Source organism: Serratia sp. FDAARGOS_506 (assembly GCF_003812745.1).
GTDB lineage: Bacteria > Pseudomonadota > Gammaproteobacteria > Enterobacterales > Enterobacteriaceae > Serratia.
On the sequence record NZ_CP033831.1, the window covers coordinates 419494 to 443177 of the forward strand.

The 23684-nt window shown below is 60.5% G+C and carries 23 protein-coding genes; 17 read left to right on the top strand and 6 right to left on the bottom strand.

Annotation, left to right across the window (positions count from 1 at the left end; translation table 11 throughout):
- Positions 1-28 precede the first annotated feature (28 nt).
- On the bottom strand, positions 29-1462 hold the full coding sequence (locus EGY12_RS02335) for a PLP-dependent aminotransferase family protein (protein ID WP_123892449.1): 1434 nt from the start codon (positions 1460-1462) through the stop codon (positions 29-31).
- A gap of 95 nt (positions 1463-1557) precedes the next feature.
- Here EGY12_RS02335 and EGY12_RS02340 point away from each other — a divergent pair, with 95 nt between their 5' ends.
- From EGY12_RS02340 to nrdF, 5 genes are all read left to right on the top strand, one after another.
- On the top strand, positions 1558-1989 hold the full coding sequence (locus EGY12_RS02340; RefSeq protein ID WP_123892450.1) for a carboxymuconolactone decarboxylase family protein: 432 nt from the start codon (positions 1558-1560) through the stop codon (positions 1987-1989).
- A 273-nt stretch (positions 1990-2262) separates the two neighbouring features.
- The gene (gene nrdH / locus EGY12_RS02345; protein WP_004928934.1) at positions 2263-2493 is read left to right on the top strand and encodes a glutaredoxin-like protein NrdH; all 231 of its coding nucleotides are present in this window, start codon (positions 2263-2265) and stop codon (positions 2491-2493) included.
- Between the two features lie 9 nt (positions 2494-2502).
- Positions 2503-2907, top strand: a complete 405-nt coding sequence (nrdI, locus tag EGY12_RS02350) for a class Ib ribonucleoside-diphosphate reductase assembly flavoprotein NrdI (protein WP_015378865.1) — start codon at positions 2503-2505, stop codon at positions 2905-2907.
- Positions 2889-5033, top strand: a complete 2145-nt coding sequence (nrdE, locus tag EGY12_RS02355; RefSeq protein WP_123892451.1) for a class 1b ribonucleoside-diphosphate reductase subunit alpha — start codon at positions 2889-2891, stop codon at positions 5031-5033. Before nrdI ends, nrdE begins: the two co-directional genes overlap by 19 nt.
- A gap of 8 nt (positions 5034-5041) precedes the next feature.
- Positions 5042-6013: a class 1b ribonucleoside-diphosphate reductase subunit beta gene (nrdF, locus tag EGY12_RS02360; protein ID WP_123892452.1), complete on the top strand. Its 972-nt coding sequence runs from the start codon at positions 5042-5044 to the stop codon at positions 6011-6013.
- 62 nt (positions 6014-6075) lie between these two features.
- Here nrdF and EGY12_RS02365 read toward each other — a convergent pair whose 3' ends face one another.
- Positions 6076-6279, bottom strand: a complete 204-nt coding sequence (locus tag EGY12_RS02365; RefSeq protein WP_123892453.1) for a DUF1289 domain-containing protein — start codon at positions 6277-6279, stop codon at positions 6076-6078.
- A gap of 64 nt (positions 6280-6343) precedes the next feature.
- Positions 6344-7084, bottom strand: coding sequence for an SDR family oxidoreductase (locus EGY12_RS02370; RefSeq protein WP_123892454.1), 741 nt, complete (start codon positions 7082-7084; stop codon positions 6344-6346).
- A 101-nt stretch (positions 7085-7185) separates the two neighbouring features.
- On the opposite strand from EGY12_RS02370, the gene EGY12_RS02375 reads away from it, so the two are divergent.
- Entirely contained in the window at positions 7186-8079 is an 894-nt protein-coding gene (locus tag EGY12_RS02375) for a LysR family transcriptional regulator (protein WP_123892455.1), read from the top strand.
- A 12-nt stretch (positions 8080-8091) separates the two neighbouring features.
- Here the strand turns inward: EGY12_RS02375 and EGY12_RS02380 are convergent, their stop codons facing one another.
- Positions 8092-9036, bottom strand: a complete 945-nt coding sequence (locus tag EGY12_RS02380; protein ID WP_123892456.1) for an MBL fold metallo-hydrolase — start codon at positions 9034-9036, stop codon at positions 8092-8094.
- 206 nt (positions 9037-9242) lie between these two features.
- On the opposite strand from EGY12_RS02380, the gene EGY12_RS02385 reads away from it, so the two are divergent.
- The gene (locus EGY12_RS02385) at positions 9243-10214 is read left to right on the top strand and encodes a patatin-like phospholipase family protein (protein ID WP_123892457.1); all 972 of its coding nucleotides are present in this window, start codon (positions 9243-9245) and stop codon (positions 10212-10214) included.
- 98 nt (positions 10215-10312) lie between these two features.
- On the opposite strand, the gene EGY12_RS02390 is transcribed toward EGY12_RS02385, so the two are convergent.
- Positions 10313-11668 (bottom strand): 2-hydroxycarboxylate transporter family protein, encoded by a 1356-nt coding sequence (locus EGY12_RS02390; RefSeq protein WP_123892458.1) that lies wholly within the window; start codon positions 11666-11668, stop codon positions 10313-10315.
- 326 nt (positions 11669-11994) lie between these two features.
- On the opposite strand from EGY12_RS02390, the gene EGY12_RS02395 reads away from it, so the two are divergent.
- The 5 genes from EGY12_RS02395 (at position 11995) to proX (ending at position 18088) form a co-directional block, all read left to right on the top strand.
- Positions 11995-13587: a sensor histidine kinase gene (locus tag EGY12_RS02395; protein ID WP_123892459.1), complete on the top strand. Its 1593-nt coding sequence runs from the start codon at positions 11995-11997 to the stop codon at positions 13585-13587.
- Between the two features lie 32 nt (positions 13588-13619).
- Positions 13620-14306, top strand: a complete 687-nt coding sequence (locus EGY12_RS02400; protein WP_033635694.1) for a response regulator — start codon at positions 13620-13622, stop codon at positions 14304-14306.
- Positions 14307-14714: 408 nt separating this feature from the next.
- Positions 14715-15917 (top strand): glycine betaine/L-proline ABC transporter ATP-binding protein ProV, encoded by a 1203-nt coding sequence (gene proV, locus EGY12_RS02405; protein ID WP_123892460.1) that lies wholly within the window; start codon positions 14715-14717, stop codon positions 15915-15917.
- Complete coding sequence (gene proW / locus EGY12_RS02410; RefSeq protein ID WP_123892461.1) at positions 15910-17016, top strand: glycine betaine/L-proline ABC transporter permease ProW; 1107 nt, start codon at positions 15910-15912, stop codon at positions 17014-17016. Before proV ends, proW begins: the two co-directional genes overlap by 8 nt.
- A gap of 70 nt (positions 17017-17086) precedes the next feature.
- Positions 17087-18088, top strand: coding sequence for a glycine betaine/L-proline ABC transporter substrate-binding protein ProX (proX, locus tag EGY12_RS02415; RefSeq protein ID WP_033635697.1), 1002 nt, complete (start codon positions 17087-17089; stop codon positions 18086-18088).
- A 30-nt stretch (positions 18089-18118) separates the two neighbouring features.
- Here the strand turns inward: proX and EGY12_RS02420 are convergent, their stop codons facing one another.
- The gene (locus EGY12_RS02420; RefSeq protein WP_123892462.1) at positions 18119-18997 is read right to left on the bottom strand and encodes a LysR family transcriptional regulator; all 879 of its coding nucleotides are present in this window, start codon (positions 18995-18997) and stop codon (positions 18119-18121) included.
- 105 nt (positions 18998-19102) lie between these two features.
- Between EGY12_RS02420 and EGY12_RS02425 the strand changes: the two genes are divergently transcribed.
- From EGY12_RS02425 to EGY12_RS02445, 5 genes are all read left to right on the top strand, one after another.
- Positions 19103-20302, top strand: a complete 1200-nt coding sequence (locus tag EGY12_RS02425) for an MFS transporter (RefSeq protein ID WP_047730006.1) — start codon at positions 19103-19105, stop codon at positions 20300-20302.
- A gap of 121 nt (positions 20303-20423) precedes the next feature.
- Positions 20424-21170: an AzlC family ABC transporter permease gene (locus EGY12_RS02430; RefSeq protein WP_123892463.1), complete on the top strand. Its 747-nt coding sequence runs from the start codon at positions 20424-20426 to the stop codon at positions 21168-21170.
- Positions 21160-21507: an L-valine transporter subunit YgaH gene (gene ygaH, locus EGY12_RS02435; RefSeq protein ID WP_033635704.1), complete on the top strand. Its 348-nt coding sequence runs from the start codon at positions 21160-21162 to the stop codon at positions 21505-21507. The genes EGY12_RS02430 and ygaH overlap by 11 nt, the downstream gene beginning before the upstream one ends.
- A 162-nt stretch (positions 21508-21669) precedes the next feature.
- The gene (gene mprA, locus EGY12_RS02440; RefSeq protein ID WP_004928879.1) at positions 21670-22188 is read left to right on the top strand and encodes a transcriptional repressor MprA; all 519 of its coding nucleotides are present in this window, start codon (positions 21670-21672) and stop codon (positions 22186-22188) included.
- A 28-nt stretch (positions 22189-22216) separates the two neighbouring features.
- The gene (locus EGY12_RS02445; protein WP_123892464.1) at positions 22217-23668 is read left to right on the top strand and encodes an efflux transporter outer membrane subunit; all 1452 of its coding nucleotides are present in this window, start codon (positions 22217-22219) and stop codon (positions 23666-23668) included.
- The last annotated feature ends 16 nt before the right edge of the window (positions 23669-23684 follow it).

Below are 23684 nucleotides of genomic sequence, written 5' to 3' on the forward strand. Positions count from 1 at the left end.
CGTCTGGCCCGCGGAAATCGCGGGCCGTTTAATTGAGGCGTTTGAACAGCTGCGCCAGCCCCTGCACCGCCCGCTCCGTCTCCTCTCGCCGGCTGAAATTGGCGAACCCCAACAGTAACCCTTGCCCCGCCGGATGATCGATTCGCCAGTCCGACAACGCCTGCGCCGCCAGCCCCTGTTGCCACGCTTGTGTCGCCAACGGCGAATCCGACAGCCCGTCATGCAACCGAGCCAATAGCTGAATGCCGCCCTGCTGCGGCACCACCGTCAGCCACGCCCCCAGCTGCCGTTCCAGCGCCTGCATCAACCACTCGCGCCGCTGGCGGTACAGCGGCCGCATGCGTTTCAGGTGGCGGTAGAAATGCCCTTGCCGGATGAAATCGGCCACGCCGGCCTGCAGCAGCGGTGGGCAGCCGCAGCCGCGCAGCCGGCTGCTGCGCGCAAACGCCTCCGTCAAACCGGCGGGCACCACCAAATAAGCCATGCGCAGCGCCGGGAACAGCGTTTTGCTGAAGGTCCCGGCGTACAATACCCGCCCCTGAACATCGAGGCTTTTCAACGGCGGTAGTGGCCGCCCGTGATAGCGAAATTCACTGTCGTAGTCATCTTCCAGGATCCAGGCCCCGCGCTGCTGCGCCCAGTCGAGCAGCGCCATCCGCCGCGCCAGGCTGAGCGAGACGCCGAGCGGGCTTTGATGGGTCGGCGTCACCACCGCCAGTCGCGCCTCAGGCGCCGTCAGCATACCGGCGGCCACGTCCATGCCCTGTTCATCTACCGGCACGGCGACCGGCCTGACGCCGGCGGCCCGCAGCAGCGGCCGCGTGACCGGATAGCCCGGATCTTCGATCCATACCGCGTCGCCGGCATGCAACAGCGTCTCCACCACCCAGTCCAACAGCGCCGGATAACCAGCGCAGAGGAAAACCTGCTCCGGCCTGCAGCTGATGCCGCGCGACAAATGCAGATAATGGGCGATCACCTCACGCAGCTCAGGCAGGCCGCCGGCCGGCGGCAGCGCCAGGGAAGCCACCGTGGAACCGCGCAGCTGGCGGGCGACAATGCGCTGCCATAGCGCCCGGGGAAACGCATCCAGCGCCGGCACGCCCAGCTGGAAAGGCTGCAGTATGCCCTGCGGCTGCAGCGGATCGGGCGCCATCACCGCCAGCGGCGGCACAGCGGATACCGCGCCCGGTGGCACGTGCGGCAGCTGCGGCGAGACATAAGTGCCCGCCTGCCCGCGGCTCTGCAAGAAACCTTCGGCAATAAGTTGCGCGTAGGCGCTTTCCACCGTGGCGCGCGCCACGCCCAGATCGCTCGCCAACCCGCGCACCGAGGGCAACCGGCTGCCCGCCACCAGGCTGCCCTGGGCGATGGCGTCTTTAATCCGCAGGTAAATCTGCCGGTACAGCGGTTCGGCAAGCCGGCTGTCCAGCCGCAGTGAGGTCAGGAAAGATGGCATCATGGCCTGGTTAAATAATCATTTTATGGCCCTATAGCATAGACCATCAGGCCGCTAAAGTAGCGCCATGATTTCGTTACTACCGATTGAGGTTGACCATGATTAAGCAACGTTTGAACTATGCCGAGCTGGCGCCCGCCCCGTACAAGAATATGGTAAGCGCGCTGATGGCGCTGGAGAAAGGTGCCCTGGACAAGGCGACCATCGAGTTGATGTTTATGCGCGTTTCGCAGATCAACGGCTGCGCCTACTGCCTGGATATGCACGGCAAAGCGCTGCGCGAAAGCGGCTTCAGCCATGCCAAGCTGGATACGCTGGCGGGCTGGCGCGTCAGCCATGAGTTCAGCGAGCGCGAACGCGCCGCGCTGGAATGGGCCGAGTCGGTGACGCTGATCGCCGCCACCGGCGCGCCGGACAGCGTTTTCGAGGCGCTGAAGGCGCACTTCAGCGATACCGAGATCGCCGATCTGACCTTCGCCATCAGCATCATGAACGCCTTCAACCGGCTGGCCGTCAGCATGCGCCAGTAATGCACTCGCCTCCCCCCTCTTGACTCTGAGGGGGAATTTCACACCCGCAAAAATTTTTTCCCTCGCCTTTTCCAGCCCCGGCGCGGCCTGCGCCTTCAACCTTACAAAACACCATATATAGCGTGGTTGATAAAATAAATATCAACATATAGTATTTTATAGGTCAACCGCAGGGAGTGTCGTTCGGTTGATAACGCCGTCAGAAACGCCAGGAACGATGCTCCGTTATCTGACTTGTCCGCCTTTCCTTCGGCCTAAAGGTAAATGCGAATCATGAGCATTATTATTTACAGTAAGCCGGACTGTGTCCAGTGCAACGCCACCTATCGCGCATTTGATAAACAGGGGATTGATTATCAGGTGATCGATCTCACCCAGGATCAGCAGGCGCTGAACCACGTTAAATCCTTAGGTTATCAGCAAGTTCCGGTGATTATCGCCGGTGACGATCACTGGTCCGGGTTCCGGCCGGACAAAATCGGCGCGCTGGCGCTCACCTGCTGAGGCCCGCCGATGAATCCGCTGGTCTATTTCTCCAGCAGCTCGGAGAACACCCATCGATTCGTTGAGAAACTGGGCCTGCCGGCGATCCGCATTCCGATCGCCGGTGCCCGCAGCAAATTGCTGATGGAACAACCCTATATCTTGATCGTGCCCAGCTATGGCGGCGGCAGCGCCGTCGGCGCGGTGCCGATCCAGGTCATCCGCTTTCTCAACGTTCCGCAAAACCGTTCATACCTGCGCGGCGTCATCGCCGCCGGGAACACCAACTTCGGCGCAGCGTACGGCATCGCCGGCGACATCATCGCCAAAAAATGCCAGGTGCCTTTTTTGTACCGCTTCGAGCTGCTCGGCACCGCGCAAGACGTTGAAAACGTTCGACAGGGAGTAACCGCATTTTGGCAACGACAGAACTGACCAGGCCCGAGACGGGCGCGCTGGATTACCATTCGCTCAACGCGATGCTCAATCTTTACGATGCGGAAGGCCGGATCCAGTTCGATAAAGATCGGCTGGCGGCGCGGCACTACTTCCTGCAGCACGTCAACCAAAACACCGTGTTCTTCCATAACCTGGAGGAAAAGCTGCGTTATCTGGTAGAGGAAGGCTACTACGAGCCGCAGGTGCTGGCGCAGTACGAATTCCCGTTTATCAAGCAGCTGTTCCAGCAGGCCTACGCCAAAAAATTCCGCTTCGAGACCTTCCTCGGCGCCTTTAAGTATTACACCAGCTATACGCTCAAAACCTTCGACGGCAAACGCTATCTGGAGCGCTACGAAGATCGGGTATGCATGGTAGCGCTGACACTGGCGGCGGGCGATACCGGGTTAGCGCAGGATCTGGTGGAGGAGATGATTTCCGGCCGCTTCCAGCCGGCCACCCCAACCTTCCTCAACTGCGGCAAACGCCAGCGCGGCGAGCTGGTCTCCTGCTTCCTGCTGCGTATCGAAGACAATATGGAATCGATCGGGCGGGCGGTGAACTCCGCGCTGCAGCTGTCGAAACGCGGCGGCGGCGTGGCCTTCCTGCTGAGTAATATTCGCGAGGTGGGCGCGCCAATCAAGCGCATCGAGAATCAGTCCTCCGGCGTCATTCCGATAATGAAAATGCTCGAAGACGCCTTCTCCTACGCCAACCAGCTCGGCGCGCGCCAGGGGGCCGGCGCGGTGTATCTCAACGCCCACCACCCGGACATTCTGCGTTTCCTCGACACCAAGCGGGAAAACGCCGACGAGAAGATCCGCATCAAAACGCTGTCGCTGGGGGTGGTGATCCCGGATGTCACCTTCGAGTTGGCGAAGAACAACGAAGAGATGTACCTGTTTTCGCCCTACGACGTCGAACGGGTGTATGGCGTGCCGTTTTCGGAGATTGCCGTCAGCGAGAAGTACCGCGAGATGGTGGACGACAAGCGCATCCGCAAATCGCGCATCAACGCGCGCGAGTTCTTCCAGGTGCTGGCGGAGATCCAGTTCGAATCCGGCTACCCGTACGTGATGTTCGAGGACACCGTCAACCGGGAGAACCCGATCGCCGGGCGGATCAACATGAGCAACCTGTGTTCGGAGATCCTGCAGATCAACCGCGCCAGCACCTATCACGAGGATCTGAGCTACGATCGCATCGGCAAGGACATCTCCTGCAACCTCGGCTCGCTGAACATCGCCAAAACCATGGACGCGCCGGACTTCGGCAAGGCGATCGAGACCGCGATCCGCGCGCTGACCGCAGTGGCCGACATGAGCGACATCCGCTCGGTGCCGTCGATCGCCGAAGGCAACCGCAGCGCCCGCGCCATCGGCCTGGGCCAGATGAACCTGCACGGTTACCTGGCGCGCGAGCGCATTTTCTACGGCTCGGAAGAAGGCATCGACTTCACCAACCTCTATTTCTATACCGTGGCCTATCACGCCATCCGCGCCTCTAACCGGCTGGCGATCGAGCGCGGCGGCGCCTTCGACGGTTTTGAACACTCCCGCTATGCCAGCGGCGAATACTTCGACAAGTACACCGAACGCGACTGGCTACCGCAGACCGAGCGGGTGCGCGAGCTGTTCGCCGCCGCCGGCATCGCCATTCCGGGCCGCGACGAGTGGCGCGCGCTGCGCCAGTCGGTGATGCTGCACGGGCTGTACAACCAGAATCTGCAGGCGGTGCCGCCGACCGGTTCCATCTCGTATATCAACAACGCCACCTCCAGCATCCACCCGATCGTTTCGCGCATCGAGATCCGCAAGGAAGGCAAGATCGGCCGCGTTTACTACCCGGCGCCCTACATGACCAACGACAACCTGGCGTATTACCAGGATGCCTATGAGATTGGCCCGGAAAAGATCATCGATACCTACGCCGCCGCCACGCAGCACGTCGATCAGGGGCTGTCGCTGACGTTGTTCTTCCGCGATACCGCCACCACCCGCGATATCAACCGCGCGCAGATCTACGCCTGGCGCAAAGGCATCAAGACCATTTACTACATCCGCCTGCGCCAAATGGCGCTGGAAGGTACCGAGGTGCAGGGCTGCGTGTCCTGCTCGCTGTGAGGCAACTTATGACGACCCTAACATCGGCGCCGCTGGTGCGCGCCATCAACTGGAACATCATCGAAGACGACAAGGATCTGGAGGTATGGAACCGCCTGACCTCCAACTTCTGGCTGCCGGAGAAGGTGCCGCTGTCCAACGATATCCCCTCCTGGGCCACGCTGACGCCGAAGGAGCAGCAACTGACCATTCGGGTGTTTACCGGGCTGACGCTGCTGGACACCATCCAGAACACCGTCGGCGCGCCGGCCCTGATCGCCGATGCGCTGACGCCGCACGAAGAGGCGGTGTACTCCAACATCAGCTTTATGGAGGCGGTGCACGCCCGCTCGTACAGCTCAATCTTCTCCACCCTGTGCCAAACGCCGGACGTGGACGACGCCTACCGCTGGAGCGAGAAAAACCGCGCGCTGCAGAAGAAAGCCGGCATCATTCTGGCGCACTACCGCAGCGACGATCCGCTGCTGAAAAAGGTCGCCAGCGTGTTCCTCGAGTCGTTTCTGTTCTATTCGGGCTTTTATCTGCCGATGTACTGGTCGAGCCGCGCCAAGCTGACCAACACCGCCGATCTGATCCGTCTGATCATCCGCGACGAGGCGGTGCACGGCTACTACATCGGCTATAAGTTCCAGAAAGGGCTGGAGAAAGTGGACGCCGCGCGGCGCCGGCAGGTGAAAAACTTTGCCTTCGATCTGCTGCAGGATCTGTACGACAACGAGGTGCGTTACACCGAGGAGCTGTACGACGGCGTCGGCTGGACGGAAGACGTGAAAACCTTCCTGCACTACAACGCCAACAAGGCGCTGATGAATCTGGGGTATGAAGCGCTGTTCCCACCGGCGATGGCGGAGGTCAACCCGGCGATCTTATCGGCATTGTCGCCGAACGCCGATGAAAACCACGACTTCTTCTCCGGCTCCGGTTCGTCTTACGTCATCGGCAAGGCGGTCAACACCGAGGATGAGGACTGGGATTTCTGAGGGCTGGCTGGCCGTATCAGGAAAAGGCTTTCGCGGGAGTGCGACGTGTCGTGCTCCCGCGACTATGTGTTTTGCTTGAAGGCCGCACGCAGCTCAAGCCGCCGCCAAATAGCGCGTTTCTCCTCGTCGCTGGCGCTCGGCCAGGCGGCGATCTCCGCCCGCGTGCGCCGACATCCCCGGCACCGCTGGGTTTCGTCGTCGATGCGGCACAGGCTGACACAGGGCGATCTCACGCCGTGCTGGAATTGCTGATTGTCGCCCACCATAAACCGCCCTTGATGTGATGTGTACCGCCACAGGATACCCGATCCTGCGGCGGCGCGTCGTCAATCAGATGATGCCGCCGTTGGCACGCAGGGTTTGGCCGTTGATCCAGCCGCCGTCGGCCCCGGCGAGGAACGCCACCGCCGCGGCGATATCTTCCGGCGTGCCCAGGCGCTCCAGCGGCGCCATCTTCGCCAGCCGCTCGATAAGCTCCGGGGTTTTACCATCGAGGAACAATCCGGTCGCGGTCGGCCCCGGCGCAACGGCGTTCACCGTGATATTGCGGCCGCGCAGCTCTTTTGCCAGCACGCTGGTCAACGCTTCGATCGCCGCCTTGCTGGCGGCATACATGCCGTACCCCGGCTGCAGCAGCCCCACCACGCTGGAGGAGAAGTTGATGATGCGGCCATTGTCGCGCAGGCGCTTCGCCGCTTCACGCATCGTGTTGAAGCTGCCTTTCAGGTTGATGTCAATCAGTCGATCCACGTCTTCATCACGCATGTCCGCCACCGGCGCCAGCGCCATTACCCCGGCGTTGTTGACCAGCACGTCGACACCGCCAAACGCCTGTTCGGCGCTGTCGAACAATCGGGAAACCGCTGCCGCATCGCTGACGTCGGCTTTGGCGCCGAGCGCGCGGCCGCCCGCCTGTTCTATCTTGCGCACCAGTTCATCGGCCGGCGCCGGGTTGCCTGAATAGTTGATGATGACGGTAAAACCGTCGGCGGCCAGACGCTCGGCAATGGCGGCGCCGATGCCGCGCGATGCGCCGGTGACGATGGCGACGCGTTGAGTGGCGTGCTGCATAAGTCTCTCCTGCTGGGTTAGTGAGTGGTCATCATGCACCTTTCGGCACGGCGAATAATCCCCTATTCTTCGTTATCACTATCCGAAATAAACGAACAATTATGGACAGAATCGACGCCATGCGCCTGTTCACCCGCGTGGTAGAACAACGCAGCTTTACCCAGGCAGCGCAGGATCTGAACCTGCCGCGCTCCACCGTGACCGACGCCATCAAACAGCTCGAAGCCCGGCTGCAGGTCAGGCTATTGCAGCGTACCACCCGCCACGTCAGCCCGACGCTGGACGGCGAAGCCTACTATCAGCGCTGTCTGAGCATTCTGGCGGACATCGAAGAAGCGGAGATGGCGTTCGCCGGCGCCAAACCGCGCGGGCTGCTGCGCATCGAGGTGCACGGCACGCTGGCGCGTCATTTTCTGTTGCCCGATCTGCCCGATTTCTTGGCGCAATACCCCGATATCGAGCTCTATATGAGCGAAGGCGATCGGCTGGTGGACGCGTTGCGGGAAGGCATCGACTGCGTGATACGCGTCGGCAAACTGCGGGACAGCGACATGGTGGCGCGCCGCCTGGGCGAGCTGGACGAGGTGACCTGTGCCGCCCCGGCCTACCTGCAGCGCTTTGGCACGCCGCAAAGCCTGGACGATCTGCGCCATCACCGCATGGTGGGCTTTCGCTCTTCGGCGACCGGCGCGCTAATGCCGCTGGCGTTCACGGTGGCGGGGCAAGCGCAGCCCATCACGCTGCCGGCGACGGTGTCGGTCAGCGCAGCGGAGAGCCTGGTCGCCGCCGCCCGCGCCGGGTTGGGCATCATTCAGGTGCCGCGCTATCACCTGCGCGGCGATCTGGCCAACGGCAGTCTGTTGCCGCTGCTGCCGGATTGGCCTTCTCCCCCGATGCCGGTCTCACTGCTTTATCCGCGCAACCGCCAGCTGTCGCCGCGGGTGCGCGTGTTTCTCGATTGGTTCAGCCGGGTATTCGCCGAGCGCAACCGGTAGCGACCGCGTGCGTTACAGCGCGCCGTAATTCAGCGGCACCCAGTTGTACCCTTCGCCCTGGCGGTTCAGGTAGCCCAGCCCTGGGAACGACAGGTGAGCGCCGCCCACCAGCTCGCTCTGCCGCGCGCTGTCGCCGAACACCCGCAGCCGTTGAGCGACCGCCGCCTTGGCGTCGCTGTCAAAGCTGATAGCCACCGTCGGATGCGGCATCTGCACCGCCGCTACGTGGATCAGATCCCCCAGCAACAGCAGCTTTTTGCCCTGGCTCGTCACCTGATAGACGCTGTGGCCCGGCGTATGCCCGTGGGCGGCAAAGGCGACGATGCCCGGCGAAAGCTCGCCGTCGCCGTTGAATGGCTTAAAGTGCCCGGCCGCCTGATAAGGTTTGATCGCCGCCTGGGCTCTTTCGAAGTTGCTTTTATTTTCCGCGTTGGCCCGTTTCAGCTGGTCGGCGCTCAGCCAGAAGTCCGCGTCCTGGCTGGCGGCGCGTACCACCGCATTGGGGAATACCGCCTTACCGTCGTGCGTCAGGCCGCCGAGGTGATCCGGGTGCATGTGGGTCAGGTAGATCTCATCCACCTGCTCCGGCTGGTAGCCCGCCGCGCGCAGGTTATCCACCAGTTTGCCCAGGCCGTCGCCCAGCAGCTGGCCGGCGCCGCTGTCGATCATCACCAGCTTGTCGCCGGTATTGATCAGATAGGCGTTGACCGAGGTCACCACCGGCAGGCTTTGATGCCGCTCGGCCAACCCGGCGGCGATCTGCTGCGGCGTGGTGTTCAGCAACAGCTTGTCTGCCGGCAGGCGAATGACGCCGTCGGACAACGCGGTCACTTCAAAACTGCCCAGCATGATGCGGTAATATCCCGGCGTCGGGGTTTTGGCCTGCGGCGCGGCGGCCCCGGCCTGTAATGACATAACGGCCAGCGCCGCCCCCAGCAGACAACGTTTCCAGAACATGATGACTCCTTGTGAGAATAGGACAGCGCTAAGTATTGACGCAAAAGGCCCGATGCGCCTGCTTAATAAATGCCTTTGATAAATTTATAAATAATGTATTTATTATAAATAATTTTGTTTGCCGACTCACACAACCCCAATCAATATTCTCTCGCTCGTCACTTGGTTATTTTTCTTACTCCCTAAACCACGAGTAAGGAAATATCATGAGCTATCAATTCGAAAACCTGGTCTTTGAAGGCGGCGGCGTAAAAGGCATCGCCTATGGCGGCGCGCTGGAACTGCTGGAAGCCAAAGGCATCATGCCGCAGATCAAGCAAACCTCAGGCGCCTCAGCGGGCGCTATCGCTGCGTTACTGGTCGGCCTGGGCTGCAGCTCGGCAGACGTAACCAAAATTCTGTCAGAGATGGATTTTAAGAAATTCCTCGATTATAACGGCGGTTTTTTCGGTACGATCCAGGATGCCTATCGCCTGTTCAATCAATACGGCATCGCGCCCGGCGATTATTTCTATCAATGGTCGCGCGATATTATCAAGCAATATACCGGCAACCCGGATATTACTTTCGAGCAGTTCGAAGCGATGAAAGCGGCGAAAGGATTCAAGTCGATTTACTTTATCGGCGCCAACCTCAACAGCGGCCAACGCGAGGTCTATTCGCATCGCACCACGCCGCGCATGAAAGTGGCGGACGGCCTGCGCATTTCGATGTCGTTCCCGTTCGCCTTTGTGGCGAAGAACAATACCCTGGGCGATCTGTGCATCGACGGCGGCATGATCGATAACTACCCGGTGCGGCTGTTCGACTATGACTTCTCTGCCACACCGCCTTATATCGACAGTTCCAGCCAGCGCATCAACACCCGCACTTTGGGCCTTCGTCTGGATTCCGCCGGCGAAATCGCCCAAGCCGCCGGACAGGCCGGCCCGCGCACGCCGGTCAACAACCTGTTTGACTTCACCCTGGCGGTGGCCAACGTGATGCTGGACATCCAAACCAAGGTACACCTGGACAGCGACGACTGGAAGCGCACCGTGTATGTCGATACGCTCGACGTCGGCACGCTGGAGTTCGGCATCAGCGAAGAGAAGAAACGCGCGCTGATCGAATCCGGCCGCCGCGGCGTAGAGCGCTATTTCGCCTGGTACGACGCCACCATGAAACAGGCTGCGTAACCGGCATTATCCCGGCCCGCGCGTACGGCCGGCGCGCGGGCAAAAAAAATCCCCGCGGGGGCGGGGAAAGGCAAAGTAACGCTAAGGATTTATAGGAGTTATACGAAGAACTTGGCCAACACCAGCAGCGACAGCGAGACGTTGATGGCGCCCCCAATCCGGGTGGCGATCTGGGCGAACGGCATCAACGACATGCGGTTGCCGGCGGTGAGGATTGCGACGTCGCCGGTGCCGCCCTGCCCGCTCTGGCAGCAGGAGACAATCGCCACGTCGATAGGGTGCATGCCGATTTTCTTGCCGACAAAGAAACCGGTCGCCACCAGCGCGCTGACGGTCGTGACGATCACGATCAGGTTCTGTACGGTAAACGCGTCCACCAGTTCCTGCCAAGGCGTAATGGCCACGCCGACGGCGAACAGGATGGGGTAGGTCACGGCGGTGCGGAAGAATTTGTACACCACCTGCGAACCTTCCTGAATGCGCGGCGATACTCCGTGCGCCAACTTCACCGCCACGGCGGCGAACAGCATGCCCACCGGCGCCGGCAGACCGATCAAACGGTGCAGCAGCATGCCCACCATATACAGCAGGATGGCCAGCAGCGCGCCGCAGGCGATGGTGCTGACGTCCACCTTACCGCTGATTTTTTCTACCGCGTTCATGTCGCTGTCGCCCTGCTTGCTCGGCATCAGGCTGCCTTCGCCGGTCAGGTGCGGATAACGCTTGCCCAGTTGGTTGAGCAGGCCGGCGATGACGATGGCAGTCAGGCTGCCGAGCATCACGATCGGCAGAATGCGCCCCAACGCCACGCCCTGCTCCATGTGCAGGATCGCCGCGTAGCCCATCGACAGCGGGATCGCCCCTTCACCCACGCCGCCGGCCATGATCGGCAGGATCAGGAAGAAGAAGATCTGGAACGGCTCCAGGCCCAGCGCTATGCCGACCCCCATCCCCGCCAGCATGCCGACGATCTCGCCACACAGCATCGGAATGAAGATGCGCAGGAAGCCCTGAATCAGCACCTGGCGGTTCATGCTCATGATGCTGCCGACGATGATGCAGCAGATGTAGAGATAAAGAATGTTGGTCGATTTGTAGAACTTGGTGGTCGACTCCACCACCACGTCCGGCAGCAGGCCGTAGTGCACCAGCGCGGAAGGAATGAAGGTGGCGCAGATCGCCGCCGCACCCATTTTGCCGATCAGCGGCAGGCGCTTGCCGAATTCGCCGCAGGCGAAACCGAAGAATGCCAGCGTGGCCACCATCACCACGATATCGCTCGGCAGCTTGCCTTCCAGGCAGTCGAGCAGAATCAATACACCGGCCAGAATAAAGAACGGTAACGGAATAATCCCTACTTTATAATTGTCCAGTATCCGCCACCATTTCTCACGCAGAGGAATATCGGCGGTCTTGTCTTTGGCTACGAGGTAAGAATCATCTGTTGTGCTCATAATCTGGCCTCTTATTAGTTTGTTCAGCCATCATAGAGAAGCGCACGGATTATCTGCTGTGATTATGTTCAAAGTTAAAAAGGGGTTTTAATGGTGGTTATGGTTTCTATGGAGTTAATTGAGATTATGTAAAAACAGGTGTGGTTTTAATGGTGTTAATACCGTTTTTATTTTAAAGCTTATCAACTTTATCGCAGACGAACAATTCTCGTCCGGTTCACTCTAATCCCGTGTGAGGGATCACAAGTTGATCGGGCGCAATATTACAGACCCCATATCTCGTGATAGGGTAAGGCTCCAGGATCTTTTTACGGTGAAACACCGCCATGCGCCTCAAACTCTCATTTCAAATCAAGCTGTTTCTGTGCCTGGTGGCCTTCTCCTGCCTGCTGCTGACCTGTATCGGCGCCTACACTTATTACCAGCTGGATGCACAGCTGCACCGCGATCTCGGCGCCCGCGCCCAGGTGCAGGCGCGGGAAATCGCCCTTATCCCTTCGCTGGTGGACGCGGTGGAAAACAACGACGCCGCCAGAATTGCCGCGCTGATGAAAAAAATCCGCGCCAGCAGCGACGCCAGTTATATCGTCATCGGCGATAATCACGCCCGCCATCTTTATCATTCCGAATATGAAGGCCGCCTGGGCACGCCGATGATCGGCGGCGATAATAAAGAGGTGCTGGAAGGAAAAAGCATTATTTCCATTCGCAAGGGCGGCATTGGCGTTTCATTGCGCAGCAAGGCGCCGATCGTGGATGAAAATAATCACGTCATCGGCATCGTTTCCGTCGGCTATTTGAAATCGCATATCGATAATTTAAATGCCAGGACGTTGACGCAAATTATCGGCTCCATCGTGCTGCTGCTGATCGCCCTGTTCATCTTTTCCTGGCTGCTGTCGAAAAACCTCAAGCGCCAGATGTTCTGGCTGGAGCCGAAAGAGATCGCGCTGCTGGTGCGCCAGCAAAAAGCGCTGCTGGAAGCCATCTATGAAGGGGTGATCGCCATCGATCCGCAGATGCGGATCATCACCATCAACCATGCGGCGCGCGAGCTGCTGGATCTGCACCAGCCCGCCGCCGGCTTGCTGGGCCGGCCGATCGGCGACGTGATCCAGGCGCAGCCGAACTTCTTTGCCGCCACTCAGCTGGGCCAGGATACGCACGACGAGGTGTGCCGCTTCAACCACGTGCGGGTGATCGCCAGCCGGGTGCGCATCATGCAGGAGCAAGAGCTGCAAGGCTGGGTGATCAGCTTCCGCGACAAGAACGATATCAATACCCTGAGCAGCCAGCTCAGCCAGGTGAAACGCTATGCCGACAACCTGCGCATCATGCGCCACGAACAGCTGAACTGGACCGCCACGCTGGCCGGGCTGCTGCACATGCAGCGTTACGACGAGGCCATCCGCTATGTGGAGGCCCAGTCGGAGGGCGCGCAGGAGATCCTCGATTTCATCTCGCAGCGTTTCAGTTCGGCGGCGCTGTGCGGCCTGCTGCTGGGCAAATACTCCAGCGCCAGAGAAAAAGGCATCGAACTGCGCTTCGATCCGGCCTGCCAGCTGCGGCAAATCCCGGCGGCGCTTAATGAGACCGAACTGATGTCGATCGTCGGCAACCTGCTGGATAATGCCGTGGAGGCGACGCTGCACTGCCCGGCCCCGCACGAAGCGATCGAGCTTTATATCAGCGACGGCAGCGACGAGCTGGTGATCGAGGTAGCGGATCGCGGCACCGGCATCGCCGAGGAGATTCGTGATACGCTGTTTGAACAGGGCGTGACCACCAAAGCGGATAAAAGCGACCACGGCATCGGTCTGCATCTGGTCGCCAGCCACGTGGCGCAGGCGCACGGCAGCATAGAAGTGTCGGACAACGAGCCGCACGGCGCGATATTCTCTATATTTATCCCTAAATAAAACCCATAACCCGATTTTTTGAGCACCCGATTATGTCACACCAAGCACTGGACGTTCTGATCGTGGAAGACGAGCCGCAACTGGCGACGCTGCACGCGGAGTTCATCGAGAAAAATTTCAACCTGCGGGTGGTGGCTTACGCCGCCACGCTGGCCGAAGCGCGGGCCAAAGCCAACGCGCATCAGCCGCGGCTGATCCTGCTGGATAACTTTTTGCCGGACGGCCAGGGCATCGAGCTGATGGAAGAGCCGGCGGTGAAGAACCCCGCCTGTTCGGTGATCTTCATCACCGCCGCCAGCGACATGCATACCTGCAGCCAGGCGATCCGCAACGGCGCCTTCGATTACATCATCAAGCCGGTATCCTACAAGCGGCTGCGCAATTCGCTCGAACGCTTCATGCAGTTCGTGCAGACCCAGCGCACCTTCAAGATCATCGATCAGGACAACGTCGATGCGCTGTATAACCTGCAGTCGAAGCAGTTCTCCAGCGAGCCGAGCGCCAAAGGCATAGAAACCAATACCCTCGAGCTGGTGCAGGCACTGTTTATCGCTCAGCCGGCGGTGGCGCATGCGGTGGAAGACGTGGTTGAGCAGGTCGGTATCAGCAAGACCACCGCACGCCGTTATCTGGAATACTGCGTCGCCACCCAGTTCGTGCGGGTGGAAATGCTGTACGGCAATATCGGCCACCCGCGGCGGCTGTATCGCAAGGCCTGAGGCTGCCATCTGGTTGTCATATTACGGCGATAACATGGCGCCCGACGATATCCCCCTCGATATCGGCACCTGTCGTTAAAACTGATGAAATACTGATGACTTTTACCCGGCCTCTGGTCGGGTTTTTTATTATCCGAACGGCAGGTGCAGAACCGAAATATCCCATTGCTTCACGCTGCGTTATTTCCCCCAAAAACCAATCCATTATGGCGAATAACAGCCGTCAATTTTGAGTCATGGGCCAAATTACCATAACTAATTAAAACCTTGATGTAAACCACTAATATTCCATTTAAACCACATTGAGGGTTGTCTCAGATATTCACTGTGTTAGGGTAAAAAGCTCTTTTATTTTGCTAAGGACAGCCCATATCGTTTTTAATTAAACCAGAGGAAACAGCAAATTGCATGGCAATTAAACTCGAAGTAAAGAACCTGTATAAGATATTTGGCGAACACCCGGAACGCGCATTCAAACTGCTGGATAAAGGTCTGACAAAAGATCAGCTGTTTGAAAAAACCGGCTTATCGCTCGGCGTAAAAGACGCCACTCTGGCCATTGAAGAAGGCGAGATATTTGTCATCATGGGGCTCTCCGGTTCCGGTAAGTCCACCCTGGTACGCCTTCTCAATCGTCTGATAGAACCCACCCGCGGTCAGGTGCTGATCGACGGTGAGGACATCGCCAAAATATCCGATACCGCGCTGCGCACCGTGCGGCGAAATAAGATCAGCATGGTATTTCAGTCATTCGCGCTAATGCCGCATATGAATGTCCTGAATAATACCGCCTTTGGTATGGAATTAGCCGGCATGCCGCTACAGGAGCGCCAGGAAAAAGCGCTGGACGCCCTGCGTCAGGTCGGGCTGGAGAATTATGCCTTGTCTTATCCGGATGAATTATCCGGCGGCATGCGTCAGCGCGTGGGATTAGCCCGTGCCATGGCCAATAATCCGGATATATTATTGATGGACGAAGCCTTCTCGGCGCTCGATCCGTTAATTCGCACCGAAATGCAGGATGAGCTGGTGAAATTACAGGCTCAGCATCAGCGCACCATCGTGTTTATTTCCCACGATCTGGACGAAGCGATGCGCATTGGCGATCGCATCGCCATCATGCAGGGCGGTGAGGTGATCCAGGTCGGCACGCCGGACGAGATCCTGAATAACCCGGCCAATGACTATGTCCGCACCTTCTTCCGCGGCGTGGACATCAGTCATGTGTTCAGCGCCAAGGATATCGCCCAACGGCGCCCGGTGACGCTGATCCGCAAAACCCCCGGCTTTGGCCCCCGATCGGCGCTGCAGCTGTTACGCGATGAGGACCGTGATTATGGTTATGTTGTTGAACGCGGGAAGAAATTTATCGGCGTGGTGTCGATAGAGTCGCTGAAAAAGGCGCTGTCCGCCAATCAAACGCTGGACGATGCCCTGCTGGAAGCGCCCACCGCCGTGCCGGCCGACACGCCGCTCAGCGATCTGATTTCCCTGGTCGCCCAGGCGCCGTGCGCGGTGCCGGTGGTATGCGAAGAACATAATTATCTCGGCATCATCTCCAAGGCCATGCTGCTGCAGGCGTTGGACAAGGAGGGCTCAGCCAATGAGTGATACCACGCAGACCCAGGATCCCTGGGCTACCGCACCGGCCGATACCGGCGCCGCACCCGCTCACGATGCCGCCGCCAACGCCGGCGACGCCTGGTCCAGCGCGCCGCCGCCAGCCGCTCATGACGCCGCCGGACAAGGCGCCGATTGGCTCAGCAGCGCCCCGGCGCAGCCGGAACACTTCAGCCTGCTCGATCCGTTCCACAAAGCCTGGGTGCCGTTCGATACCTGGGTCACGCAAGGCATCGACTGGCTGGTGCTGCATTTCCGTCCGCTGTTCCAGGGCATCCGCGTGCCTGTGGACATGATCCTGAGCGGCTTCCAGCAATTGCTGCTGGGCATGCCGGCGCCGATCGCCATCCTGGTGTTCTCGCTGCTCGCCTGGCAGGTATCGGGCCTCGGTATGGGTGCCGCCACGCTGCTCTCCCTGGTCGCCATCGGCGCCATCGGTGCCTGGTCGCAGGCGATGGTCACGCTGGCGCTGGTGCTGACCGCGCTGTTCTTCTGCATCCTTATCGGCCTGCCGCTCGGCATCTGGCTGGCGCGCAGCAAGCACGCCGCCAAGGTGATTAGACCGCTGCTCGACGCCATGCAGACCACTCCGGCCTTCGTCTACCTGGTGCCGATCGTCATGCTGTTCGGCATCGGCAACGTGCCGGGCGTGGTAGTGACCATCATCTTCGCGCTGCCGCCGATCGTGCGTCTGACCATTCTCGGCATCAAGCAGGTGCCGGAGGATCTGATCGAGGCCGCCGAGTCCTTCGGCGCCAGCCCGCGCCAGCTGCTGTTCAAGGTGCAGCTGCCGCTGGCGATGCCGACCATCATGGCCGGCGTGAACCAAACGCTGATGTTGGCGCTGTCGATGGTGGTCATCGCCTCGATGATCGCCGTCGGCGGTCTGGGCCAGATGGTGCTGCGCGGCATCGGCCGGCTGGACATGGGCCTGGCCGCCGTCGGCGGCGTCGGCATCGTGATCCTGGCGATCATTCTCGATCGCCTCACTCAATCGCTGGGGCGCGATCGCCGCAGCAAGGGCATCGGCCGCTGGTATCGCCGCGGCCCCATCGGGCTGCTGACTCGCCCGTTCATCAAACAAGCCTGACGCTTTTCCCGCCGGCGGCTGCGGCCCCGGCGGGCTATGACACCACCACATCGAAAAAAGGGGAAACACTATGCGCACCACGGGCATCTGGGCTCTCGCCCTGACGACGCTGATTGGCTCACAGAGCGTGAGCGCGGCAGATTTACCCGGCAAGGGGATCGCGGTTCAGCCGGTGCAAAGCACCATTTCCGAAGAGACTTTCCAGACGCTGCTGGTCAGCAAAGCGCTGGAAAAACTGGGTTACGACGTGAAGGAACCGCGTGAAGTGGATTACAACGTCGCCTACACCTCGATCGCTTCCGGCGACGCGACCTTTATCGCGGTCAACTGGGATCCGCTGCACGCCGATCAGTACAAGGCCGCCGGCGGCGACGCCAAGTTCTACCGCGAAGGCGTCTACGTCAACGGTGCCGCGCAGGGCTACCTGATCGACAAGAAAACCGCCGAGCAGTACCACATCACCAACGTCGAACAGCTGAAGGATCCCAAGATCGCCAAGCTGTTCGACACCAACGGCGACGGCAAGGCCGATCTGACAGGCTGCACCCCGGGCTGGGGTTGCGAAGCAGTGATCAACCACCACATCAAGGCCTATGGCCTGAGCAACACCGTCGAACACAACCAGGGCAACTACGCGGCGATGATCGCCGATACCATCACCCGTTACAAAGAGGGCAAGCCGGTGCTGTATTACACCTGGACGCCGTACTGGGTCAGCGATGTGATGGTGCCGGGGCGCGACGTGGTCTGGCTGCAGGTGCCGTTCTCCTCCCTGCCGGGCGAGCAGAAGAACGTCGACACCAAGCTGCCTAACGGCGCCAACTACGGCTTCCCGGTCAACACCATGCGCATCGCCGCCAACAAGCAGTGGGCCGAAGCCAATCCGGCGGCCGCCAAGCTGTTCGCCATCATGAAGCTACCGATCGCCGACATCAACGCGCAAAACCTGCGCATGCATGAAGGCCAGGCTTCGGAAGCCGACATCCAGAACCATGTCAACGGCTGGATCAAGGCGCACCAGGCCACCTTCGACGGCTGGGTGAAAACCGCCGCCGAAGCGGCGAAGCCGTAACTGCTCAGGGGCGCCGCCTGTGCCGCGCCCCTACCCCGCCATATCGATGCCGCTGAAATGCAAAAAGCGCTCGGCGACAGTCGACATGGGCTGCGGCCAAATACAATACACCTGGCGCCGCGGCCCATCTTCAATCGGAATCGACACCAGCGCACTTAAGCGTTGCGCGGTCGAGATCGGTACGATGCCCGCCGCCAGTCCGCGCCGCACCAAATTCTCCAGCCATTCGATATGATCGATTTCAAAACTGACGTGCCGACGGATGCCCGCCGCCTGAAAGGCGCGATCGGTTTGGCGCCGCGCGCCGGTGCCGCTGTAGAAATCCACCAGCGGCACTTCCGCCAGCGCCTGCAAATTCACCCGCTCGCGGCCGGCCAACGGATGCTGCGGCGCCACCAGCGCCACCAGCGGCTCATCGGCCAACTGCCGGTGCGACAGCGGCAGCAGGTCAGCATCGCCCGGCCAGATGCCGACGAACGCCATATCGCATTTTTGCTGGCGCACGTCTTCCAACAGCGCTTCGCTCATGCCGACGTACAGGCGGATATTCACCGCCGGATAGTGGCGGTGAAACTTGTCGAGCCTTTCGGTCAGAGCCATCACGTTTATCGTTGAAATGGTGCCGATGGTCAGGGTGCCGGACACCGCGCCATCGGCCGCCGTCACCTCTTCCACCAGCGCCTGCTGCGCCGCCAGCAGCCGCTGCGCAGGGGCCACGAAAGCCTGGCCGGCGGGGGTCAACCGCACCCGGCGCGAAGTGCGTTCAAACAGCGTACAGCCCAGCTCTTCTTCCAGTTTGGCGAGCTGGTGGCTAAGCGCCGACTGCACCGTATGGCAGCGCTGCGCCGCTCGGGTAAAGTTCAGCTCTTCCGCCACCGCCAGCGCATAGCGGATCTGCTTTAGGTTCATGGCATCTATCTTGAAATGAGATAAATAAAATGAAAATTATACATTGGTTTCCCGGCGTGCGTTGCCGGATACTGCGCGCCATCTTCTTCCCGTGATGAAAAAACCATGAGCCAACAAAACACCCACCCGGGCCTCAGCCCGGCGCTGACCGTGCTGATCGCCATCGCTACCGGCCTGGCGGTCGCCAGCAACTATTACGCGCAGCCGCTGCTGGAAACCATCGCCACCGGCTTCAACCTGTCGGTCAATCAGGCCGGCTTTATCGTTACCGCCGCGCAGCTGGGTTACGCCACCGGGCTGCTGCTGCTGGTGCCGCTCGGCGATATGTTCGAGCGCCGCGGGCTGATCGTTTTCATGACGCTGCTGGCCGCCGGGGGCATGCTGATCACCGCCACTTCCGCCACGCTGCCGATGATGATCCTCGGCACCGCGCTCACCGGGCTGTTCTCGGTGGTGGCGCAGATCCTGGTGCCGCTGGCCGCCACGCTGGCCCATCCGGAAAAGCGTGGCAAGACCGTCGGCATCATCATGAGCGGCCTGCTGCTCGGCATCCTGCTGGCGCGTACCGTTGCGGGCGCGCTGGCGTCGTTCGGCGGCTGGCGTACCATCTACTGGGTCGCCAGCGTGCTGATGATCCTGATGGCGCTGATCCTGTGGCGCGCGCTGCCGCGCTATAAGCAACACTCCGGGCTGAACTATCCGCAGCTGCTGGCCTCGATCTTCAGCCTGTTCTGCCGCACGCCGCTGCTGCGCACCCGCGCCATCCTCGGCGCCCTGTCGTTCGCCAACTTCAGCGTGCTCTGGACCTCAATGGCCTTTCTGCTCGCCGCGCCGCCGTTCAACTACTCCGAGGGCGTGATCGGGCTGTTCGGCCTGGTGGGCGCCGCCGGGGCGCTGGCCGCTTCGCGCGCCGGTCATCTGGCGGACAAAGGCAAGGCCGGATTGACCACCACCGTCGGCCTGGTGCTGCTGCTGCTGTCCTGGATACCTATCGCGTTCGCCAAACAATCGCTGTGGGCGCTGATCGCCGGCATCCTGATCCTCGATCTGGCGGTGCAGGCGGTACACGTCACCAACCAAAGCGTGATGTACCGCATCATGCCGGACGCGCGCAATCGCCTGACCGCCGGCTACATGACCAGTTACTTTATCGGCGGCGCCCTCGGTTCGCTGCTCTCCGCCTCGGCCTATCAGCATGCCGGTTGGTACGGCGTAGCCGCCGCCGGCGGGGTGTTATGCCTGCTCAACCTGCTGACCTGGTGGCTCGGCAAGCACCACGATCCGCAGGGGCCGGCGACAATCTGATTATCGTGCAAATAGTAACTTAAGAAATTTATTAGCGGTGCAGGGTATAAACATTACTTACTCTCTGGTAATGTTCTGGGCATAAACTATTGAAGTCCTATCTACCCTGCGACCCACAACCATGCAAAGCCAAGCTGCAGACAGCCTCAATCCGCCCGCCGTCAGCGCCACCTTCGCCAACGGCGTCGTCGACAGTTTGCCGATCGTCATCGGATATGTCCCGGTAGCGTTCGCCTTCGGCCTCAGCGCCGTCAAACTGGGCTTTTCCCCGCTGGAAAGCATTTTCTTCTCCTGCATCATCTACGCCGGCGCCAGCCAGTTCGTGATCACCGCCCTGCTGAGCGCCGGGATGTCGCTGTGGGTCTCCGCATTGACGGTGATGGCGATGGACGTGCGCCACCTGCTGTACGGCCCGGCGCTGCGCCACCGCATCGTCTCGCGCATGTCGCCCGGTAAAACGGCGATGTGGGCCTTTGGCCTGACCGACGAGGTCTTCGCCGCCGCTACCGCCAAACTGATGCGCAATAACCGCAGCTGGAGCGAAAACTGGATGCTGGGCATCGCGCTCTGTGCCTGGCTTTCCTGGGTGGCCGGCACCGCGCTCGGTGCGCTGTTCGGCAACGGCCCGCTGGAGCAGTTCCCGGTGATCGAGGCCTCGCTGGCCTTCATGCTGCCGGCGCTGTTTCTCAGTTTCCTGCTGGCCGCCTTCCGACGCCCGCAGGGCCTGACTATCGCCGCCGCGCTGGCCGGCGCGCTGCTCGGTGCAGTGCTGTTCTCCATTCCGATCGCCATTTTGGCCGGCATCGGCGCCGGCTGCGTCGCCGCCCTGTTCCAGCCCGCCCCTGCGGAGGCCAACCATGAACACTGATGTGCTGGTGATCGGCCTGGTGGTCGGTTGCGCCAATTACCTGTTCCGTTATCTACCGCTCAGGCTGGCGCCGGCGCGCGCCCAGCCCGGCCTCAAACGCGGTAAAGCCGCCCTGTTGCTCGACAGCATCGGCATCGCCTCGATCTGCGCCCTGCTGGTGGTCTCCAGCACGCCGGTAGTGATGCGTGAACCGGACAAGTTGCTGCCGACATTGGTGGGCTTCGCCGCGCTGGCGCTGTGCTTCTACCGCAGCAAAAGCATCATTCTGTCGACGCTGCTCGGCGCGACGGCCTTTGGCGTCACATTAAAGCTGTTAATGCTTTTCGGTCCAGGCTGACGCCGCTCCCGATCGTTTGGCTTCACTTTGGCGTTTTCATGCGCCACTTCTTTACAAACACTGACAAATGACACGAATTGCTAAATTATCCGCACGGCTGAACATTTACATTATTTGTCACCGTCGTTACTATCTCGAACGAAATTAATGAGGCCCTAAATTATGGAAAGCTCGTTTGCCCCCATAGAACAAATGCTGAATTTCCGCGCCACACGGCAGAAAGATTTCCCTTATCAGGAAATCCTGCTGACCCGCCTGTGCATGCACATGCAAGGCAAGCTGCTGGAAAACCGCAATAAGATGCTGAAGGCGCAGGGGATTAACGAAACACTGTTTATGGCGCTGATCACCCTGGATGCGCAGGAAAGCCACAGCATCCAACCTTCTGAGCTAAGCTCTGCCTTAGGCTCCTCGCGCACCAATGCGACCCGCATCGCCGACGAGCTGGAGAAACGCGGCTGGATCGAGCGCCGGGAAAGCGACAACGATCGCCGCTGCCTGCATCTGCATCTGACGCCGCAGGGGGAAGAATTTCTCAGTCAACTGCTGCCGCCGCAGCACCAATGTCTGCATTTCCTGTGGTCCACGCTGACCGACGATGAGCAAAAACAGCTGGAACAGCTGACGCGCAAATTGCTGGCACGTCTGGATCAAATGGAAATCACAGAACAGTTACCCTAATTCACAATTTCTGTTCAGGTACCTACTTATGCGATCCCCATTTAACTGGAGATTCACCCCGCTGTTCGCCATGTTGCTGCTGGCCGGGTGTGCTTCGACCGATAATATTGCCCCGCAATCCACGCTGATGGATCCGCAGAGCCTGCAGTTGGCTCAGCCGAAAGTCAGTTCGCTGGCCGTCAGCCCGCAGTGGTGGCGCGCCCTCAAGGATCCGCAGTTGGACGCCTTGATGACGCAGACGCTGCAAAGCTCGCCGACCCTGCGGCAGGCCGCTGCCCGCGTGCGCGAAGCGCAGAGCGTGGTGGGTGAAGCCAGCGCCGCCAACGGGCCTAACCTGGATCTGAACGCCAGCACCCAACGCCAGCGCGTGCCGCAAAACGTCAATATGGGGCTGGGGTATCCGCATAAGCCGATCTACGAAAGCTCCAACTCGCTGGGGCTGAACCTGGCGTACGAGTTCGACTGGTGGGGCAAATACCGCAACCAGGTGAACGCCGCCAAGGCGCAGGTGAACGCCGCGCGCGCCGAGCAGGAACAGGCAGCGCTGATGCTGACCAGTTCGGTGGCGTCCGCCTACTATCAGCTGCAGAGCAATCTGGCACTCGAGAAGCTGCTGCAACAGGAAGTGAATAACAATGAGCGCCTGACCGCGCTGCGCCAACAGCGCTATCAGGCCGGTCTGACCGGCGTCGACGTACCGCAACAAACCCAGGCGCAGTCCGACGTCGCCAAGCAGCAGATCCTGCAGCTGCAGTCGCAGATCGAGCAGCTCAGACACCAGCTCGCCGCGCTGGCCGGCCAGGGGCCGAACGCCATGCAACACCTGCGTCAGGTGCCGTTGCCCGCAGACAACCTGATGGCGCCGCAGGGCGAACTGACAGCGGATCTACTGGGCAAACGCCCGGACATCGCCGCGCAACGCCAGCTGGTGGAGTCTTACAGCCAGCGCGTCAGCGCCGCGCGTAAAGAGTTTTACCCCAGCCTGACCATTTCAGCCTTCGCCGGCCTGATGACCACCAATACCAGTGGCACCAGCCCGAATCTGTTTGAAGCGGCCAGCCAGGCCTGGAACGTGATGCCGGCGATTTCGCTGCCGATCTTCCACGCCGGAGCACTGCGCAGCAAGCTGGGCGAGGAATCCGCGCTGTATGACGAAGCGGTGGAATCCTATAACCAAACCATCCTGAATGCGGTACAGGAAACCGCTGACGCCATCACCATCCAGCAGAGCTCTGCGCAACAGCAGCTGCAGGCGGCGTCCGCGGCCCGGTCGATGCAACAGGTGTATCAGGTCGCCAACGCCCGTTACCAGGCAGGGATTATCGGACGCGACGATCTGTTGACCAGCCAGACGCAGCTATTGCAGCAGCAACAGGCGGAGTTGAATGCCAGCAGCAATTTACTGCAGGCGAAGATAGGACTGATCCGTGCGCTGGGCGGTGGCTATCAGGCCCCGGCCGCAGCGGATTCGAAAGCATAATAATATAAGGCTTGGA

Bases quoted from the DNA above. Each gene is read 5' to 3' on its own strand.
- EGY12_RS02370 (WP_123892454.1), bottom strand. From the start codon at position 7,084: ATGCAGCACGCCACTCAACGCGTCGCCATCGTCACCGGCGCATCGCGC.
- proV (WP_123892460.1), top strand. From the start codon at position 14,715: ATGGCAATTAAACTCGAAGTAAAGAACCTGTATAAGATATTTGGCGAA.
- EGY12_RS02420 (WP_123892462.1), bottom strand. From the start codon at position 18,997: ATGAACCTAAAGCAGATCCGCTATGCGCTGGCGGTGGCGGAAGAGCTG.
- EGY12_RS02380 (WP_123892456.1), bottom strand. From the start codon at position 9,036: ATGTTCTGGAAACGTTGTCTGCTGGGGGCGGCGCTGGCCGTTATGTCA.
- ygaH (WP_033635704.1), top strand. From the start codon at position 21,160: ATGAACACTGATGTGCTGGTGATCGGCCTGGTGGTCGGTTGCGCCAAT.
- EGY12_RS02400 (WP_033635694.1), top strand. From the start codon at position 13,620: ATGTCACACCAAGCACTGGACGTTCTGATCGTGGAAGACGAGCCGCAA.
- nrdH (WP_004928934.1), top strand. From the start codon at position 2,263: ATGAGCATTATTATTTACAGTAAGCCGGACTGTGTCCAGTGCAACGCC.
- EGY12_RS02335 (WP_123892449.1), bottom strand. From the start codon at position 1,462: ATGATGCCATCTTTCCTGACCTCACTGCGGCTGGACAGCCGGCTTGCC.
- proX (WP_033635697.1), top strand. From the start codon at position 17,087: ATGCGCACCACGGGCATCTGGGCTCTCGCCCTGACGACGCTGATTGGC.
- EGY12_RS02425 (WP_047730006.1), top strand. From the start codon at position 19,103: ATGAGCCAACAAAACACCCACCCGGGCCTCAGCCCGGCGCTGACCGTG.
- EGY12_RS02395 (WP_123892459.1), top strand. From the start codon at position 11,995: ATGCGCCTCAAACTCTCATTTCAAATCAAGCTGTTTCTGTGCCTGGTG.
- EGY12_RS02430 (WP_123892463.1), top strand. From the start codon at position 20,424: ATGCAAAGCCAAGCTGCAGACAGCCTCAATCCGCCCGCCGTCAGCGCC.
- EGY12_RS02365 (WP_123892453.1), bottom strand. From the start codon at position 6,279: ATGGTGGGCGACAATCAGCAATTCCAGCACGGCGTGAGATCGCCCTGT.
- EGY12_RS02390 (WP_123892458.1), bottom strand. From the start codon at position 11,668: ATGAGCACAACAGATGATTCTTACCTCGTAGCCAAAGACAAGACCGCC.
- EGY12_RS02445 (WP_123892464.1), top strand. From the start codon at position 22,217: ATGCGATCCCCATTTAACTGGAGATTCACCCCGCTGTTCGCCATGTTG.
- EGY12_RS02340 (WP_123892450.1), top strand. From the start codon at position 1,558: ATGATTAAGCAACGTTTGAACTATGCCGAGCTGGCGCCCGCCCCGTAC.
- proW (WP_123892461.1), top strand. From the start codon at position 15,910: ATGAGTGATACCACGCAGACCCAGGATCCCTGGGCTACCGCACCGGCC.
- nrdF (WP_123892452.1), top strand. From the start codon at position 5,042: ATGACGACCCTAACATCGGCGCCGCTGGTGCGCGCCATCAACTGGAAC.
- EGY12_RS02385 (WP_123892457.1), top strand. From the start codon at position 9,243: ATGAGCTATCAATTCGAAAACCTGGTCTTTGAAGGCGGCGGCGTAAAA.
- EGY12_RS02375 (WP_123892455.1), top strand. From the start codon at position 7,186: ATGGACAGAATCGACGCCATGCGCCTGTTCACCCGCGTGGTAGAACAA.
- nrdI (WP_015378865.1), top strand. From the start codon at position 2,503: ATGAATCCGCTGGTCTATTTCTCCAGCAGCTCGGAGAACACCCATCGA.
- mprA (WP_004928879.1), top strand. From the start codon at position 21,670: ATGGAAAGCTCGTTTGCCCCCATAGAACAAATGCTGAATTTCCGCGCC.